This window comes from Bradyrhizobium sp. SMVTL-02, assembly GCF_051853005.1.
Classification (GTDB): Bacteria; Pseudomonadota; Alphaproteobacteria; order Rhizobiales; family Xanthobacteraceae; genus Bradyrhizobium.
In genome coordinates, this window is sequence record NZ_CP182469.1 from 1437160 (window position 1) to 1454885 (window position 17726).

A 17726-nucleotide genomic window follows, 5' to 3' on the forward strand; every position below is an offset into this window, starting at 1 on the left:
GACCTGATGACTCCAGTTCTGGAAGTGGCGGATATCTTCCGCCGCCACGGCGAAGCGTTTCGGCAAGCTCGTGCCGGACATCTGGGTCGCGTCGAGCGGCGCGTCATGGGCGCGATCACGGCATGCCGGACGGCTGTGCTTGGCGGCCACATCGAGCAATGCGACGACTGCGGTGCCACCCGGATCGCCTACAACTCCTGTCGCAATCGGCATTGCCCGAAGTGCCAAGGCTCGGCGCGCGCGCAATGGCTTGCCGAGCGACAATCCGAACTCCTTCCCGTGCCATACTTCCACGTCGTCTTCACCTTGCCGGCGCCGGCCAGAGAGATTGCTTTCCAGAACAAGGCGGTGGTCTATGCCATTCTGTTCCGCTGCGCGGCCGAGACGCTCACCACCATCGCGGCCGACCCCAAGCATCTCGGCGCTCAGCTCGGTCTGACCGCCGTCCTCCATACTTGGGGTCAAACCCTGCAACACCATCCGCATATCCACTGCGTCGTGCCTGGTGGTGGACCTTCACTCGACGGCACACACTGGGTCGCTTGCCGGCCCGGCTTCTTCCTGCCGGTGCGCGTCCTCTCCAGGCTGTTCCGCCGCCTGTTTCTGCAAGAGCTGCAAGCTGCCTTCGCGGCTGGCCAGTTGGGCTTCTTTGGCGATCTCGCCCGTCTCGCCGATCCCGCCGCATTCGCCGAGCGCCTCGCTCAACTTCGATGGACCGACTGGGTCGTCTATGCCAAGCCGCCATTCGGTGGGCCCGAACAGGTGCTGGCTTATCTCGGCCGCTATACGCATCGCGTCGCCATCGCCAACAGTAGGCTGATCTCGCTTGCCGACGGCAAGGTGAGCTTTGCCTGGAAGGACTATCGGCAGAATCGTAAAACCAAAGTGATGACGCTTAAGGCCGATGAGTTCATTCGTCGCTTTCTCCTGCACACCCTGCCGGACAGCTTCCACCGCATCCGCCACTATGGTTTCCTCGCCAATGGCGGACGCAACGATAAAATCGCTTTCTGCCGTCAACTCCTTGCTGTCCGCAACGCTCCGACTGATCAAGAAGCCGGCGCCGATCCCCTCACCAAATGCGAGATCCCCGTCTGCCCGCATTGTGGCGGCACCATGCGGCGCGTCGATATCGTCCCGCGAGCCTGCGCGCGCGACCAGCCGTTTCATTGTGATACGTCATGACCAGCGTCTGTACCATCCACCCCTTCCGTAATCACCTTCTTGGTGGCAACGTCCGAAGTCGCCGTGGCCGCGCTCGTCACCGAACACCCCGCCAATCGTTCGGTAGCGCATCCCAGCGCTGCAAATCGCTCGCTGGATCGCGCCCTTGGCCCGATCAATCGGGCCCCTCACATCCGATGAATGACTCGCGGACGCGCGGCGACCACAGGCGAGCGTTCCCCGCAGCCGCACCCGCTGCACTATTCCCATAGCGCCCACAACTCCGCAGCTTCGTTCAATCCGGCTTCTATGAGGTCGCACGCACCACAGAGCGCGCGGCTCGCGCCTGCCACGCGACCTCACAGAACCCTCAAGATTCCGGGTCTGGGACGAATATGATTCAAGATGCTGGCTGGGCTGGAGGCCAGCATCCGATGGTCCGACCAATTTCCAACGATTTGCGTAAGCGTGCGGTATCCGCTGTTGCCAAAGGTGAGAGCTGCCGATCTGTGGCGGAACGGTTTGGCGTTGCTGTCTCGTCAGTTGTGAAGTGGTCACAGCGTTATCGAACGACCGGCTCGGTAGCGCCTGGCAAGATGGGTGGTCACCGCAAGCCTGTGCTTGATCCGCACCGCGCCTTCATCGTCGAGCGGATCACTCAGACGCCGCACCTGACGCTGCATGGTCTGAAGGCGGAACTGGCAGCCCGTGGGGTCAAGGTCTCACACAATGCGGTCTGGCTGTTCCTGCGCCGGGAAGGGCTGCGGTTCAAAAAAAACACTGTTCGCCCTCGAACAGGCTCGCGCCGACGTCTCTCGTAGGCGCTTGCGTTGGCGAGCCTGGCAGGCCGGGCTCGATCCGGGCCGGCTCGTCTTCATCGATGAGACCTGGATCAAGACCAACATGGCCCCTTTGCGAGGCTGGGGACCCAAAGGGGCGCGCCTGCGCGGCTTCGCTCCGCACGGTCACTGGCGTACCCTCACATTCCTCGGCGCGCTCCGCCATGACCAACTCACGGCACCCTGCGTCTTCGATGGCCCGATCAACGGTGAATGCTTCCGTGGTTACGTAAAGCACATTCTCCTGCCAACCCTGCGTGAAGGCGACATCGTCATTCTCGACAATCTCGGAAGCCATAAGTCGAAAGCCGTCAGGCAAATGATCAAGGCTGCTGGCGCCAGACTCTGGTACCTGCCGCCATACTCGCCCGACCTCAACCCAATCGAACAGGCCTTCTCCAAGATCAAACACTGGATGCGGCAAGCTCAGAAGCGCTCAATCGAGGAGACTTGGCGCCATATCGGTCACCTCGTCCAAGACATCCAGCCTCGCGAATGCGCCAACTACTTCGCCAGCGCCGGTTATGCTTCAATCAAAATGTGAAACGCTCTAGCCGTCGAGCAGAGTTGATAGACAAAAGCGTAAGCCGGTCGCGGAACGGGGCTGTCGTGTCATTTAATGGTGTCTCCATGAGACGAACAGGTGCTGCGTTGGATTCAGTGGTGGGCAACGATAAAAAACAGGTGCGTCGCGTCAGTCCGTCAAAAATGCATGAGTCTTGCGGCGCATCAGTATCCGCTATTTGTTGTCATCAGGTTGGAGATATCGCGCCTCGGCACGGACGAGTTCGTCGTACCCCAGCAGGTCGAAGACCTCATCGAGCGTCGCAATATGCGGCTCTATACTCGCAATGCCTTCCCTGGCGATGATACGAGCACAGACCCTGCGCATGGCCACTATTGCAGCTCGCATGGAGTGGTTGGCCCAGATCACCGTGGAGATGCGAGCATCGCGATATGCAGAGACCGGCGTTCGATAGTACTTGGTTGGAATGATCACGACGGGCAGTCTGTTCTGCCAAGCACTAGCAAAGCCAAGGATCTCGTCCGCGGTGCTCTTTCGCGAGTGAATAAGAATAGCGTCGGCTCCCGCATCGGCGTAAGCGTGAGCACGCAAAACCGCCTCTTCCATTGGACGACCGGCAATCAACGCTTCGATACGCGCCACGACAACCAAGTCTTGCCCAACTGTATCCCTGACTGCCCGCAGACGGCCCGAGAACTCATCGATGTCGGCTATTACATGCCGCTCGCCAACGAATGAGTTGATTTTCGGAAAACAGCTGTCCTGCAGGGCGAGGCCGGCGGCCCCTCGTTGCCGGAGTTTGCGAGCGAGCAGACGCGCATTGTTGAAATTGCCGAAACCGCTATCGCCATCAACGAGCACCGGCAGCTCGCTCGAGTCCACGATCCGTTCGACCACGTCGACGAGTTGGCTCCATGATGCCTCGTTGGCATCTCGGTAGCCAAGAGAGGAGGCGATTGATAGGCCTGACGCCCACAGACCTTTGAAACCGGCGCGCTGAGCGATTGCTCCGGAAAGCCCGTCATGGGCTTCCATGAGAAAGGAGAGGTCGTCACTGGAGCGAACCTGAGGTCGAAGTATATCGGCAGGCAGCATTTTCACGGCGCGATCAGGCTCGTTTTCGCGTACAGATCTCTGTTGCATGCCGAAGTTCCTGAGGCGCGACCTGCGCGCCTTGTTTAAGTAGTGATTGGCACGTCACTGTCATCTCGATCAATTGGTAGCGTTGGTAGTTGACTGGAGCGTAAGCTTCGGATGTAAGCATAGAATCCGAGACTTCGTACTGGTCCGCGCAAAACGTATTTCGAGAATCTAACTGGGTCGAGAATGCATGCATCGTTCGGCGCAAATCGGTAATCAACTTTGCCCCTCGCGTGCGTGCAGCCGTTAGGCTTGCCCGTTCGGCCTTTTATGCGAGCGGAAACCGTCTCATAATCAGGAGATCCCTTGATCTACATCAAGGGACGTCGTGGCCAGTACAAACAGCGCTGTCGCAAATCAGACGTATGTCGCACTGCTTCAATGCGGCTAGCCTTATTTCCTTCAAGTGCTTGTCTTGACGACCAGTCTCCCGAGGCCCGCGACTGGTATGACACTTGCTGAGCTCGTGTCCGTCCCTTGCAGAGTCTTGGAGGAGCGGATGCTCAGTGCCATCTACATCAATCGGGTTCCGGACCTTACCCGAACCGCCGTGCTATTCGCCAACGTCGGCAAGCGCCATGGCGGTGACCAATATCAACCCGTTGGATCAGGTCGGACTGATGGGAGGGACGGAGTTGTAGTTCGACGGCAGCATCAGCGTGCTCACGGTAAGGGCAGCAAACGGACCGCGTTCTTTACCCAAAGTCGGGTCCGTTGGATCCGCGACCGCCATGCGATTGAAAGGTCTCGCCCGCGCGGGCGCCGGCTCGCTGCCGATGACTCATGCGCTGGCAGTCGCAATGCAAAAAAGCGATCCAGTCGGGACGAACTCATCGTCGCTCGCAAGGGAGGAGCAATAGTGACATCACGCAGCTGGAGCGCTGCGAAATCAAGCCGTTCGGCGCACTGCGGCTCAGGTGCCGGCCCAAGGTCGGAACGCGGAATCTCGCCCCGCGGACGATCAAACAACTGGTTGACGCGTTCTTGGCATAGCGGGGAGGCCGACGAGGCCATTCTGCCTAGCGGGAAATATCGGCGCAGCCCTTTCCCGCGCGATCCGCATCATTTTGGCGCGCGCGGAAGCGATATGGTGGCGGCCGTAGAGTCCGGCCAAAGCCCGCCGTCGTTTCGACTGTGCCCTTCCTGCCAACGCGTGGATGTCGTACCTGCGCTGACCCTTGCATTCGGCGCGTAGCTATCGCAGCGCTTGTGCGGCAGGCCTTATGAGAGCTGGAGCATGTCACAACGAAACTCCGCCCGAAAAAGGGGCAATCGAACGGCGCAGAGCGACCGCCCTTCGGCTCGATCGTGTGAGGCGCCATATGAATCTGTTTAGCTTCGTCGAATGCGCAAATCAAACGCAATCTCTCAAAGCACTGTTTGATCTGCTTGTGAGCTGTGCGAGCGTAGAGGCGTTCACTGAAGTCACTTACGGAGCACTCACCTTCGCTGAGCCGCTTCGTCTTCCTGAGTGCCCACCACCTCTGGTCGCTATGAAAGCTCCGCCTGACTGGTGCCATAGCTATTTGGTACGCAGGTACTACACCGTCGATCCGGTGCTCCGGCGGGCTCCGACTTTTGGCGGGCCATTTCTATGGGACGAGCTCCCAAACGAACATCAATTGCAGCCATGTGAACAACGGGTATTGCGGGAGGCGAGAGAGGCAGGCTTGAAGAATGGTGTAGGCGTGCCATTGTTTGGGCCATCAGGACGAATATCTCTGATATCGTTCGCGTCCCTTTTTGACGACGCCGATCCTCAGAGGAATATGAAGCACCTCAACGCGCTGGCTTGGCACTTCCATATTGCGTTTGCGGAGATCGCAAGGCCCTCGGGCGGTGGCTCGAACAGAAAGGTAAGCCTCTCCGAGCGCGAAAAGGATTGTCTGCGATGGGTCGGGGAGGGCAAATCGTCCTGGGAAATCGGGAAGATATTGAACGTGAGCGAGAATACGGTGAATTTCCATGTTAAGAACGCAATACGAAAGCTCGGCACGGCGAACCGGACCCAGGGCCTTGTCAAGGCGATTCGTCTCGGACTCATTGAATTTTCAGAGAGCTATGCGTGAAGCTGGGTGATGACGGAATGAGATAGGCGGCGTATCGAGGCGGGTGTCGAGCCTGCCAGAACCTCTCAAGGAGAGCGATACGCCATGAACGAGACTAGCAATATTGTTGCCCTTCGTCAGCCCGACGAGATCGACGATCCACTGACCAATATTTTGCGAGCTGGTGCTCGGCAGCTTCTGGCGCAGGCCGTGGAGATCGAAGTCGAGACGTTTCTTGCCACGGTGAAAGATTTGAAGCTTGCCGACGGGCGCGCCCGTGTCGTGCGGCATGGTTACGGCCCGGCTCGAACGATTGCGACCGGCATCGGACCGGTCGAGGTCGCACGGGCGAAGATCCGGGACCGCGGTGCAGCCGGCGATGGCGAGCGGATCCGCTTCAGCTCGGCGATTCTGCCACTATGGGCGCGGCGGACCAGGAGCCTGGATGCGCTGTTGCCGGTGTTGTACCTGCGTGGCATCTCGACGGGCGATTTCCAGGAGGCGCTGACGGCCCTGCTGGGTAAGGACGCGCCGAACCTGTCGCCGGCGGTGATTTCCCGGCTGACGGCCGAATGGCAGGGCGAGTATGAGCGTTGGCAGAAGCGCGATCTCTCGGCGCGGCGGTACGTGTATGTGTGGGCCGATGGCGTCTTCCTGCAGGCACGCATGGAAGACCACGGCGAGTGCATGCTGGTGCTGATCGGCGCGACGCCGGAAGGCAAGAAGGAGTTGATCGGCTTTCAGGTCGGTGTCCGGGAGAGCGCGCAGAGCTGGCGTGAGCTCCTGATCGACGTGAAGCAACGCGGGTTGCAAATCGCCCCGGAAATTGCCGTTGGTGACGGCGCGCTCGGCTTCTGGAAGGCGCTTGACGAGGTGTTTCCCGGCACGCGGCACCAGCGCTGCTGGGTGCACAAGACCGTCAACGTCCTGGACAAGGTCCCGCTCTCGGTGCAGGCCAACATGAAGAAGGACCTGCGCGAAGTCTATTGGGCGCCAAACCGGGCGGCCGCCGAAGTGGCGATCGACGTCTTCGCCGAGAAATACCGCACCAAGTACGGCCGGGCGGTCGAATGCCTCGCAAAGGACCGCGACGCGCTGCTGGCCTTCTACGACTTTCCTGCCGAGCATTGGGATCACTTGCGCACGACCAACCCCATCGAAAGCGTGTTCGCGACCGTGCGACACAGAACCGTGCGAACGAAAGGATCGCTGTCCTCAACGACCGCCAGGCTGATGGTGTTCAAGCTGGTTATCGCCGCATCAAAAAAGTGGCGGCGGCTCAAAGGCACAAATCAGTTGCCGAAGCTCATCGCAGGTGTCAGATTCAACGACGGCATCGAGGTCATCCACATGCCGGCAAACCACGCCGCCTGATCGCCTCGTCACCCAAAATCCTGCATAGCTCATTTTCAGAGCCTGCATTCCTAACGCCGATGGTGGCCTAACTGCTGCTACGTCCGCTTTCTAAGAGGCCGGCACAAAATCGCAAGCTAATTGCGTAAGAAGCGATCGGCGCGCCGGTGTGGTCTTAAAAGGGCGTGCTTGCGCGCGCTGAATTCCTCGCATCTATGTGCTGCTACTCGATAGACCATCGCCGCCTGACCAGCTGTGTTTCCGCCGCTCACAGACTAGCATGCTCGATATCCATAGTGAAAGATGTGCATTGTTGCGCACAGGACTGACAGCGACTTACTTATGATACAGATTGGTATTCCAGACTTCCCGGAGAACCGTCTCCTGCACAAGCTGTAGCTTTGAAGAAGCAGTAAACACTTTGCAGTTGTTGGCGTGGAACTACGCGTCAGCAGGTCCCGGGGGAGTAGCAGGTAAGGTTGGCCGCTGCGACTTGGTACAAAATGTCGTACACGAACAGCAATGTCTGCCGATGCGCGTCGAACTATTGTCGTCGTCAGTGTGAAAGGTGCGCGAGGGCGAGGTGAGACTTCGCTGAAGCTGCGCTGGTCGATGGTGCGGCGAAACGACATGGCCCGAGCTCGCACAAATTTTCGTTGCAATCAGCGTCGCTAACGTGCTCCTCACAACAATCGGGCTCGGGCGGGTAATCCAGTCTCAAACATCCCGCGTTACAGATCGCATTGGAGAGGTGGTGCAGCCGTGCCTCAAACGCATAATGGAAACGTCGTCTGCCGTGGGCCATGATTGTCGAAAGCCCATCGGGATAATGCTATCAAGATGGCGAAAACCCGCTCGTCACCGCCTGTGGACTTCCCGCTGCATCAACGAAGCTTTTGCGCAGATCGGCAGCAACGCACCTCAAGCATAGTTGTGGGGCGGTCACACACCATGGCGCCTTGCGCACTCGGTGTGTCCCAGCACATCCGGCAGGCCGAAGTATCCTTTCTTTCAGAACGGTACATGAAGGACGGGAAAAGGCTGCACTTTCAGAAAAGAGAGGCACGCCGGTGATCGTTCGCAAGAAAGAGCCCCGGCCAGAGGGCCGGAGCTCTCGATGCCGTTTGGAGTGAGGCGACGTTACTTGAGGGCTACCGGCCAGCCAAACTTGTAATTGACACGGGCGGTGAGGAGGTCGAAATCCTGGCGGATGCGATCGTTCCCAAACGTGCCACCACCGGCGGCGGTGAAGTTCACGTCGCTAGCCGGCATGAACACGTGGTCGTACTCGAGTCCAGCTGTCCAGTTGGGCGTCAAGTTGACCTCGAATCCGGCACCGACCACGCCGCCCCAGCGCGTAGTGTCCGCGCTCCCAAGCTGCGTACCTGCCGCAACGGAGGTGACCTGATAGCTGCTGCTCACGACCGCGGCGCCCCCTTTGGCGTAGAGTAGTACGTTGCTGAAGGCATACCCGATCTGGCCAGTCATCAAGCCGAACGCGTCGATCTTTGTCTGGTTCCTGTTGGCTGGAAATGCAGCGCTGACATTGGAGCCGTTGAAATCGGCCCAGTTGCCCTGGCCTTCGACGCCAAGCACTGTCTGGCCGATCTGCCAGCGATAGCCGAGCTGTCCACCGACTGTGCCGCCGCTTGCGTCATGCGAGCCCTCAGGGGTCGTGCCTGCGAAATCCCATGAGTTATGGCTCGAACCCCAACCGCCGTTGACGCCCGCATAGAAGCCGCTCCAGTCGTAGAACGCGACCGCGACCGGCGGCGGCGCCTTGGTGTAGATGGGCTGTGCGGCGAGATCGGCGGCGAATGCAGGCGCCGCAGCAGTGAGTGCGACGATGCTGGCAGTCATAAGCAACAAGTTCTTCATTTCGAGCTTCATTTCCTTTAGTGGCCCCCGGCCTCGCGCGTCATAACAGTGCCAACGCGAATTGCTGTAACCGCGACGCAACATTCACGCTCAAAGAATCGACTTGATCCTGACGCTGCGTGAGGTTGTAGCTTTGAACGTCATTAAGAACGAACGCATCGAGCTGTACCAGATGCGCCCGTCTGTTGGAGAATGGAGTGGTGGCTGTGTGTCGAAGCTCTTTTATGAAGGCTGTCTGTGAAGGCTGGCCCGGCATTCATTCGCTGAGCAACAACAACTAGAGTGCGGCACAGTGCACTTAGACGAGCAACGACAATCGAAGCTGTCGTGTCCATATGCGAGGTAGTAAGCGGGGCAGGGTTGCCGCGCTGTATTGACAATCGTCCATGGAGAGCTGCGCGCTGCATCCTCTGCTTCTACGGCACCGAGACGGACGCGCTGAAAAAATTCGCTGCACGAGCCGGACTTGGTCGGTAATGCTTTGCTTGATGTGCAGCAGCGAACGTCAGAGTTCTTAAGGAGCGCTGCGTCGTTCGGTATTTCGGACATACCGATGGCTGGCCGGAGTGCCGGCCGCTCGCGGGCTTCTAGGGTGACCGTGAGCTTGGCCATGCACCTTTTCGCTGGCGGATTCATATTCACTATCTGATGCCTATTAGCTCGGTTTGCGCCACGGGATCAGCATGCCGACTTGTCTCTTGTATTGGCCGTACTGCTCCCCGAACAACTGGAGAAGATCGCGTTCTTCGAAGAGAATCCCCACAAAGATGTAGGTGGTGGTTACGGCCGCAAACAGTAAATGCCCGATTGTCATGACCGGCGCGGCCCAGAACGCGATGATAAAGCCGAGATAAAGGGGATGTCGCACGTACTTGTAGTACAGCGGCGTCCGGAACTGAGGTGCGGGCCTGCCGCGACCGTTGAGATTGGCGTAGACCTGACGCAGTCCGAACAATTCGAAATGATCGATAAGGAACGTGCTGGTAAACACGAGCGCCCAGCCGATGAATGATAGCGTCGCAATCATTACGAATATGTCGGGGTCGTCGACCTGCCAAACAACCGCCGCAAGCGGCCTCCACTGCCAGAATAACAACATGAGGCATAGGCTCGCCATGACCACGTAAGTACTTCGTTCTATGCAGTTCGGAACATATCGCGTCCACCAGTTCTTGAACCAGTTGCGCGCCATGCCGGTGTGCTGGATGACAAACAGAGCCATCAACAAGACGTTTGTGGAAAGCGCATCGATGACCGACGTGTCAGGCCCCGTGTCAATCGTCTTCGGCACAATGATTCCGCTTACAAAGCCGACAGCGTAGACAATCGTGAAAAGAAACATCGCGTAAGCCACCAAACCGTAGAGGAAAGCGATCAATCGGAGCGATCGTATTTGGGAAGCTGCTTGCCTTTTGGAGTTTACCTTGAACATTGATCGACTCCGCTTTTAGGCAACGGCTCGCTTTAAGGCCGTGCCGCACTGAAGAACCAGGAAAATCATCTGATCAAAGCCGCGCGGTCGTACACATCTATTGGAGATGCTGCTGATATGCGGCGCTGAGCGAATGCTGGATGATCATCATCACTAGCAGCGAGGCACTGACCGTGTGCACCGGACCGCTGAGCAATGCCGGCCAGGGGAAAGTCATGTCTGACTAGCCTTAGAGCGGTATGATAATGAGCAGGTTTCATCGTGGACTCCTGTTGCTCCTGTTACAGTTCGCTGGGAGCAACATCAGTTGCAGGGCCTTCGTCATCATCCGAGCAAATGGCATGCCGATCGCGGAGGAAGGGGCACATGTTGCCTGACGCGAGAACGCGGGTGTCAGCCGCGGCTCCAAAGGAAGAATACTGAAGCTTGTGAAATGTTGACATCGCCGTAGTCACCGTACAGGGGGGCAATATGGCGATGCCAGCCATCCCTCGCGCCGCGCTTAGGCGAATCTTCAGGATGATGCGCCAGATGGCGAGTCGGCCCGTAACATGCTCGGTATCGCTTCAGAACTCAACGGGACGGCCCTCGAATTGGCATGTCCGGACTTCCAACTCCGCACCTGGTCATTGCGGTTGTTGTAGCCAGTCGCCCGGTCGTGCCGTCAGCGTTTTCGAACCGCTCATTGTGCTCGATGACGCCTACCGCTTCGCGCTAAGCCGGGGCCCTGCTGAAATTGGGAGCGGATCGATGGTCAGTCGCTGCGGGCGTCTGTTTTCACGACGGAAGCCCGCTGATGCGAGAAGACGCGGACTTCAGCCTTGGCCGATTATCTGTTGAGGTCTGGAGCTGACGGAATGACCGAGGCGCGGCAGTGGCTCGATCGGCTCGAGAAGAGGTTCGTCGGCCCTCACCGTGATCGCACCCGCTACCGGCGGCGAAACAGTCCTCCAGCGTCGTCGGCGCTCCGGCTGCCGCATTCCGTGTTTCTTGGCCATTGTCGACAAGCGGCTGTGCGCCACGTGTGAGTGCAAGGGGTGCAAGGCACGCCGCGCATTCCCTAACTTGCCCCGCCAGCGATCCGTGCACATAAAGCGGCGACCTGAACAACCATCAGAGCCTGAATCCTCTTCTGATGCGCAGAAGATCCGACTCCCCAGGGCGTGCTAGCCTGAGACGCGGACGTTGCAGTGCTATTCGAAGGAATGAGCTTGAAGTGACTGGCGCGTCAGGTTGTAGGCTGAAGGCCACATAAAGCATGCATTGGCGGCGTGCCGAGACGCGGTTGAGGCTAACATCGGAGTGAATTGTGTCTGAAGCGAACTCGCCGATAGAGCAGATAAGTCATGGAAGGCCAACGCTACCCGCGCCTGACGATGATCCTTATCTCTGGCTGGAAGAGATAGAGGGCTCGCGGGCGCTCGACTTTGTCGAGCAGCAGAATGGTAAAACCCTGCAGGTGTTCGGCGGAGCGACATTCACGCAGGATCGCGACGAGCTGGCTTCGATCTACGACCGAGCGGACAATATACCCTATGTCAGCCGGCACGGCGACCATCTCTACAATCTTTGGAAAGATGCCGACAATCCGCGGGGCCTCTGGCGTCGGACGACTTTAGCAGAGTTTCGAAACTCGAAGCCGTCATAGGACGTTTTACTTGATGTGGATCGGCTCGCGGCCATTGAACGGAAGGACTGGCTTGTAAGCTGGACCGCCATGCTGCTTGGTAGCTCGCAAGTGATACTCGCTCTGTCACGGGGCGGTAGCGATGCCGTGACGCTGCGCGAGTTCGACCTGACTACCAAAAGTTTTGTGCCTGATGGTTTTGTGCTTGGGGAAGCGAAGGGTAGTGCCGATTGGGTCGATCAGCATACACTTCTGTTGTCCAGCGCCTATGGCGAGGGCATGGCGACATTGTCGGGCTATGCGAGGACCGTCCGATTGTGGCGCCGCGGTGAGCCTATCGAACGAGCGACCGTGGTGTTTGAGACGATCGCCGATCACATGGGCGTCAGCTGCAGGATCGATCGTACCGGCCAAGACAAACGCGTCTGGTTCACCGATCAGCTGAATTTCTTCAATTCCCACACATGGCTTGGAACCGAACAAGGGGCGCACATCAAGCTCGACCTTCCTACCGATATCCGGCTGGAGGCGCATCAGGATTGGCTAGCGGTGAAGCTCCGCTCGGCCGCGGGTATCGAGGGAGTAATCTACCCGACAGATACCCTGCTCGGCATATCGCTGACCGCCTTTCTCGCTGGAAACCGCAATTTCTCGGTGCTTTTTCTGGCAGGCTCCCCGCGGCGAGCACTGCAGGGATTTTTTTTGGTCGATGGTAAGCTTGTCCTCTCCCTCCTCGACGAGTTGCGGCCGGTGTTCGAGATCTGCACGCCTTTCCCTACGACTTGGGGCCGCGAGCAGCTGAGCATGCTTCCCGATATAGGCCTCGTTAATGCGTGGCCGCTTGATCGCGATCCATCCGAGAGTAATGGTGACCTGCTCGCAAAGGTCGAGGATTCGCTCACGCCCCCGTTACTGATGCGCCTGGAGCAAGGCGTCGCAAGTCCAGCCGTGCTGAAGGAGGCGCCCAAGACCTTTGTCGCTGATGGTCTGGTGGTCACCCAGCATGAGGCGATCTCGGTCGACGGCGCGCGCATTCCCTACGTCCAGACAGGACCGAAACAGGAGACTGGCGAGGCGCCCGTCCATATGAGCGGTTATGGCGGGTTCGGCATCTCAGTCAAGCCGTACTACAATTCCGGCGCTCGGCAAGCTGTGGCTCGAGCGTGGGGGCACCACAGTGCAGGCGCATTTGCGCGGCGGCGGCGAGTTCGGCACACGATGGCACGATGCTGGACGGCTCGCCGGCAAGCGGCTCTCCCATGATGACTTCGCAAGCGTTGCGGCCGACCTTGTCCGCCGCGGCGTCACACAGGCAAAGCGGATCGCGGCCGAGGGCGGATCGAACGGCGGCATTCTCATCAGCAATATGCTGGCGCGCTATCCCGGGCATTTCGGCGCGCTGTTCTGCACCATCCCGCTGATTGATATGCGCCGCTACACCAAGCTGCTCGTGGGCGCGAGTTGGATCGCGGAATATGCCGATCCTGACAAGCCCGAAGAATGGGAATGGCTCAAGACCTATTCCGCCTACCATATTGCCAAGCCCGGGCAGGACTACCCGCCGATCCTGATCGCGACAACGCGGCGGGACGATCGCGTCCATCCCGGACACGCTCGCAAGATGGTCGCCAAGCTCCAAGCGATGGGCTATGAGGCTTATCTCTACGAGCCGGACGCTGGCGGTCACGGCTATGGCCGGGACAACAAGGAGCAGGTCGGCTTTCGAGTACTGGGCTTCCAATTCCTGAAAAGCAAAATTGGCTGGCTGGACGAGAAGGCATAAGCGAGCTTCGCCCCGCTCTCGCAAACACAAGGCTGAAATTGCTGACGCCGGCGACCTGGACGCCAGGCCGTCGCTAAGTCGGAATCGGCGAAGGCGTCTCAACGTCAATACCTTGCGAACGCTCGTTCGGTGTTGCGTTCGTGCAGAATGAGCGTGTGGCGCGAGGTTCTACTTACCAGTGACATATTAGGTGGCCCGACCGCGAGATTTGCTTCTATTTAAAATAAGCAGTGAACCGTTCCTAAGCTAAAAAAAAGGTCAGGGATATCCGATAGGTTCAGGACGCCTTGCGTATACAACCCACGCATGCTTGGCAGCTCCACTTCATCCCTGCTAGATGTGTGCACCGAATACCAACGGAGTAGTTATGCCCAAGACGCTGACCAAGAAGAATGTACGCCGCGAGTACACTAAGACGGACGTAAAGGAATTGCGCGCACACTCGAGGGCAAAGACACCCGTTACGAAAATCGCAAAGCTTACAAAGCGAACGACCGGATCGCTGCGTCAGAAGGCGCGAAAGTTAGGCATCCCGCTCGGGCACCGACGGTAATCAGCGCGCCGTTTGGATAGAAGCACGACGCGGAAGCGCCCGACACCGAGTACATTGGCAGGAAGATGCTCAGCGTCCTCTGAGTTTGATGTCATGCACTCACCGCCATCATCCACCGGCCGTGCCCGTGAGGCCAGCTCGCGGAACGAGAAGGCCCTGCAGGGCAACCATATGACCGCAACAGGCTCGGCGGCATTATAAAAAGCCGCCGGGATATCACCGGGACATGATCTCGCGCGCCTGTGTCGCAGAGCAGCTATTTTATCGGACCTGAGTCGTGTCTTGACCTTGCCAGAAGCGCTGCGTCTTTGGCGTAATCAAACGCGAGCTCGGCGCCACTCGTCCGTCGAGCCTGTAGATGGTCGCGTAAAAGCCGAGCGTCATCTCGACTGTTTGTATCATTGCTACGAGCTTGGCCCGGCGAATGTGATTCCCGCCCCACTCGGCCGAAGTCCCGGCCTAGTCTTCGCCTGGAGTTGCTGGGCCGCTTGGTCGTGAACGTTTTGTTCGGCCTGGTCGCCGCCCCAACCGCGCTCATAAGGGAAGACTATCGTTGCCAGACGTTGGACGTCACCGTTTCGTTCGGGAGGCAATTTGGACGCCATGGCAACGCATATTGATAGATCCACTTCTCGAACCCGTAGACGTGTTGAACCGAAGCGTCACGGCTAGGCCGAAAATCGGGGTATGTCACAGTTCGAGTCGGCCGTTTTGGGCGAGCCTTTGTAACGATCTCAAGTGCAGCTTTGCCCGCAGCTTATCCAATCTCGCCAGACCTCCTCGATTAGGCTCATTGGGAGATAGCTAAAGCACAGACGTACATGGTGGCCACTTCGTGGGCCATAATGACGGCCGTGCACAAGGTGCACGTCGTGCTCGAAGCGCGCAGCCTCGATGAAGGTCTCTGCGTCAATTCTGGAAGCAAGCCATACCCAAAATGAGAAACCACCGCTTGGAAGGAGATATTCTGGCGCGCAAAACCGGCTCCGCTGCAGCAGCGCGTGCAAGCTGTCCCGCTTGCCGCGATAATGCTGGCGTAATCGTACGATGTGTGCATCAAGCGCTCTCGACTGCAGCAACGATAAGACGATATTGCTGACAATAGGGCTGACGCCGCCGTCGCATTTGAGGCGTGCCAGTCTGTTGATGACGTCCGAATCTGCAAGCACCCAGCCCACTCGCAATCCGGGTCCCGCGACCTTGGAGATGCGTTCTGCAAGCCTTGTTCGGAGCTTGGGCAAACCCATCGCATCCGTATACTGAAGCAGATCGGCGGTGGCGACACCGGTATTTTGGCTCAATGCGTCCGGCCAAGTGAGCTCCGAGAACATCGCCGGATCGGGAAGCCCAAAGGCGAAATTGATGGCGTGCTTCGCTACTGAATAGTTGAACGGTGCAAAGCCCTGAGCGAGGGAGCTACGCGTCGAGAAGACAGGCGAGTTCATGACGTTCAAATCCCGCTATTTTGCGTGAGCTTGGCGCTTTCGAAAACGCTCATTGTACTCTACGATGAAATTCGCCGGTACCGCCTCGCTGAGGCTTGGGAAGTCGATGGTCGGTGGCAGACCAGCTTTTACTGCCGGTTTACCGAAGGACGGCTGCCACGCTGCACCGAAGAAGTGCCGCCCATATCGGATCGAAAGCTCAGGTAGGACAGGATACACAAGGCTCAGGAACAGCGAAATCTCGATGGCATTCCACATGCCGCTGCTTTCACGCGCAAAATCGGCTACGTCGAAGTACCTATCGACGATATCAAGCGCATCCCAAAATCGGAGTTCCTCGATTGCGTCCGCGTAACGCTGCGTCAGGATGCGCAGACGAGATCGGAGGCGTCTGCTGTCCAATGTGCGCGCCTTGCCAGCATATTGGCGCAATGCATCTTCCCAGACCCGAAGGTGTGATGCGGCCGTGACCAGCCCGTCAACATCGAACTCGTTTTCGTCTTTGCCGAACGGCCGTGCAATTCGAGCGAGCGCGTAACGAAGGACGTTCGGGTTTACTTCGCGCGCGACCTCGTCGGCCCAAAGCGCGTGGTCACGGCTGGTCGAAAACTTTTCCCCCTCGAGCTTGTAGAAATCTTGGACCGAGTGGTTTGTAGGAATTCGATAGCCACACGCGAGCAGGGCGCCGGTCACACCTATCGTGTAGTAGAAGCGGTTATCCTGGCCCATGAAAAACACAAGCCGAGTACTAGGGTCGTGCATGGTCGATTCTGCGTCCAGAAAATCATTGGCGCATTGCTCACGAATTCCGGTGTCGAAGCACCACAAGCCTTCGAACCATGTGAGCAGGGTTTGCCCGAACAAAGGTTCAGGCTGTAGCAGTTCCACACCATGACTGAAGTTGCGCGACATCGGCAAACCGATGCTTATCGGTGGCTAGCCAAGCTCGCGCCTTGTCCCGGATGAGCTCGGGCCAGGCGCTTTGCCCGATAGCTGTGTCCAGCGCTTCGGTGAGGCGGGACGTTTCGAACACGGCCTGCTCAATGGACCTAAGTGCAAGGTTATGGCCGCAGGTCGTGTGCCGGGCGTTGCATAATGTGTCGTGGCGAATTGCCAGGCCACAGTTCTCAAATAAGTTACTGTCGGTAGTGGAATTGCATGCCGGACAATTACCGGCTGCCAGCGAGTCCGCGACAAATTGATCGCAGTTCTTGCAATAGAGTTGGACGCCCTTGCGCACTTCGACGTAACCGGCTTCCTGCAGCTCGCGGAAAATCGCAAGCGCATTATCCTTATGTATCTCGCTGGACGTGCGAACGAAGACGTCAGGCGTGATGTGCACCGCGCGCAGGCACTCCAGGATTTCGTCAATGTGCTTTTGCGCGACGTCGCTAACGGGTTGCCCGAGCTTTCGCGCTTTTACGAGTGTGTACGTACCGTGCTCATCCGCGCCCGTGATGTAGTGCGCGCGATGGCCGGCCATACGCTGAAAGCGCACGAAGATATCGGCAAGCAAGTATACGCCGCCGATGTGGCCGAGATGTAATATGCCGTTAGGGCAGGGGGGAGCTGGACATACGAAATAGGTGCGCATGTCAATCCCACCAGATGGAGAGGAATTTCAGAGTGTTCTCCCGACTGAGATTGCGGATAGCGTGCATCTGATTTGGCGGCATGTAGAATAAAGTCACGTCCGTCACGGAGCGAGTCTGACCGCCAGCTTCGAATTCCCCCTCACCGGAGATCAGTACCCACAACTCATGCTCGTGGTGCGCGTGCAGATCGACCGCGCCGCCGGGGGTGACCTCAACGACCGAGGTACCAAACTCGGGGCTGAGATCATCCGGCAAATGCTCCAGCAAGCGACAAACCAGTACGCCATATTCGGTTCGCATCAGGGAGCGATCGATCTGCTTCGTATGCACGTGGTCTTTCCTT

General features: G+C 58.4%; 13 protein-coding genes and 1 pseudogene. 7 read left to right on the forward strand and 7 right to left on the reverse strand.

The genetic code is table 11. From position 1 onward, the window contains the following. The first annotated feature begins 3 nt into the window (after positions 1–3). Both ACNJYB_RS06850 and ACNJYB_RS06855 read left to right on the forward strand, forming a co-directional pair. The gene (locus ACNJYB_RS06850) at positions 4–1185 is read left to right on the forward strand and encodes an IS91 family transposase (protein ID WP_439375460.1); all 1182 of its coding nucleotides are present in this window, start codon (positions 4–6) and stop codon (positions 1183–1185) included. A 413-nt stretch (positions 1186–1598) separates the two neighbouring features. Beyond that, a protein-coding gene (locus ACNJYB_RS06855) for an IS630 family transposase (RefSeq protein WP_439368321.1) occupies positions 1599–2547 on the forward strand; the annotation gives its coding sequence in 2 pieces (ribosomal slippage) (positions 1599–1934 and positions 1936–2547; 948 coding nt in all). A gap of 195 nt (positions 2548–2742) precedes the next feature. Here ACNJYB_RS06855 and aepX read toward each other — a convergent pair. Further along, positions 2743–3672 (reverse strand): phosphoenolpyruvate mutase, encoded by a 930-nt coding sequence (aepX, locus tag ACNJYB_RS06860; protein ID WP_439373265.1) that lies wholly within the window; start codon positions 3670–3672, stop codon positions 2743–2745. A gap of 1319 nt (positions 3673–4991) precedes the next feature. On the opposite strand from aepX, the gene ACNJYB_RS06865 reads away from it, so the two are divergent. Then, positions 4992–5738 carry an autoinducer binding domain-containing protein gene (locus ACNJYB_RS06865; protein WP_439373266.1) on the forward strand — a complete coding sequence of 249 codons (747 nt, stop codon included), beginning with the start codon at positions 4992–4994 and terminating at the stop codon, positions 5736–5738. An 84-nt stretch (positions 5739–5822) separates the two neighbouring features. Next, on the forward strand, positions 5823–7091 hold the full coding sequence (locus tag ACNJYB_RS06870) for an IS256 family transposase (protein WP_439370872.1): 1269 nt from the start codon (positions 5823–5825) through the stop codon (positions 7089–7091). 1119 nt (positions 7092–8210) lie between these two features. On the opposite strand, the gene ACNJYB_RS06875 is transcribed toward ACNJYB_RS06870, so the two are convergent. Further along, positions 8211–8948, reverse strand: a complete 738-nt coding sequence (locus ACNJYB_RS06875) for an outer membrane protein (protein WP_439375483.1) — start codon at positions 8946–8948, stop codon at positions 8211–8213. 103 nt (positions 8949–9051) lie between these two features. Here ACNJYB_RS06875 and ACNJYB_RS06880 point away from each other — a divergent pair, with 103 nt between their 5' ends. After that, positions 9052–9189 carry a hypothetical protein gene (locus ACNJYB_RS06880; protein WP_439373267.1) on the forward strand — a complete coding sequence of 46 codons (138 nt, stop codon included), beginning with the start codon at positions 9052–9054 and terminating at the stop codon, positions 9187–9189. Positions 9190–9603: 414 nt separating this feature from the next. Here ACNJYB_RS06880 and mddA read toward each other — a convergent pair whose 3' ends face one another. Next, positions 9604–10380 (reverse strand): methanethiol S-methyltransferase, encoded by a 777-nt coding sequence (gene mddA / locus ACNJYB_RS06885; protein ID WP_439373268.1) that lies wholly within the window; start codon positions 10378–10380, stop codon positions 9604–9606. A 1339-nt stretch (positions 10381–11719) separates the two neighbouring features. Between mddA and ACNJYB_RS06890 the strand changes: the two are divergent. Both ACNJYB_RS06890 and ACNJYB_RS06895 read left to right on the forward strand, forming a co-directional pair. Next, positions 11720–13790: pseudogene (locus ACNJYB_RS06890) on the forward strand (prolyl oligopeptidase family serine peptidase). A 367-nt stretch (positions 13791–14157) separates the two neighbouring features. Continuing rightward, positions 14158–14343: a hypothetical protein gene (locus ACNJYB_RS06895; RefSeq protein WP_439373269.1), complete on the forward strand. Its 186-nt coding sequence runs from the start codon at positions 14158–14160 to the stop codon at positions 14341–14343. Between the two features lie 734 nt (positions 14344–15077). Here the strand turns inward: ACNJYB_RS06895 and ACNJYB_RS06900 are convergent. The 4 genes from ACNJYB_RS06900 to ACNJYB_RS06915 are packed head-to-tail and all read right to left on the reverse strand — an operon-like array spanning position 15078 to position 17713. Further along, on the reverse strand, positions 15078–15788 hold the full coding sequence (locus ACNJYB_RS06900; protein ID WP_439373270.1) for an aminotransferase class I/II-fold pyridoxal phosphate-dependent enzyme: 711 nt from the start codon (positions 15786–15788) through the stop codon (positions 15078–15080). Between the two features lie 15 nt (positions 15789–15803). Beyond that, on the reverse strand, positions 15804–16700 hold the full coding sequence (locus ACNJYB_RS06905) for a class I tRNA ligase family protein (RefSeq protein WP_439373271.1): 897 nt from the start codon (positions 16698–16700) through the stop codon (positions 15804–15806). Continuing rightward, complete coding sequence (locus ACNJYB_RS06910; RefSeq protein ID WP_439373272.1) at positions 16657–17382, reverse strand: class I tRNA ligase family protein; 726 nt, start codon at positions 17380–17382, stop codon at positions 16657–16659. The genes ACNJYB_RS06905 and ACNJYB_RS06910 overlap by 44 nt, the downstream gene beginning before the upstream one ends. Before the next feature lies 1 nt (position 17383). Further along, on the reverse strand, positions 17384–17713 hold the full coding sequence (locus tag ACNJYB_RS06915; RefSeq protein ID WP_439373273.1) for a cupin domain-containing protein: 330 nt from the start codon (positions 17711–17713) through the stop codon (positions 17384–17386). Positions 17714–17726: the final 13 nt, after the last annotated feature.

Bases quoted from the DNA above. Each gene is read 5' to 3' on its own strand.
- ACNJYB_RS06865 (WP_439373266.1), top strand. From the start codon at position 4,992: ATGAATCTGTTTAGCTTCGTCGAATGCGCAAATCAAACGCAATCTCTC.
- ACNJYB_RS06905 (WP_439373271.1), bottom strand. From the start codon at position 16,700: ATGTCGCGCAACTTCAGTCATGGTGTGGAACTGCTACAGCCTGAACCT.
- ACNJYB_RS06900 (WP_439373270.1), bottom strand. From the start codon at position 15,788: ATGAACTCGCCTGTCTTCTCGACGCGTAGCTCCCTCGCTCAGGGCTTT.
- aepX (WP_439373265.1), bottom strand. From the start codon at position 3,672: ATGCAACAGAGATCTGTACGCGAAAACGAGCCTGATCGCGCCGTGAAA.
- mddA (WP_439373268.1), bottom strand. From the start codon at position 10,380: ATGTTCAAGGTAAACTCCAAAAGGCAAGCAGCTTCCCAAATACGATCG.
- ACNJYB_RS06895 (WP_439373269.1), top strand. From the start codon at position 14,158: ATGCCCAAGACGCTGACCAAGAAGAATGTACGCCGCGAGTACACTAAG.
- ACNJYB_RS06875 (WP_439375483.1), bottom strand. From the start codon at position 8,948: ATGAAGAACTTGTTGCTTATGACTGCCAGCATCGTCGCACTCACTGCT.
- ACNJYB_RS06870 (WP_439370872.1), top strand. From the start codon at position 5,823: ATGAACGAGACTAGCAATATTGTTGCCCTTCGTCAGCCCGACGAGATC.
- ACNJYB_RS06910 (WP_439373272.1), bottom strand. From the start codon at position 17,382: ATGCGCACCTATTTCGTATGTCCAGCTCCCCCCTGCCCTAACGGCATA.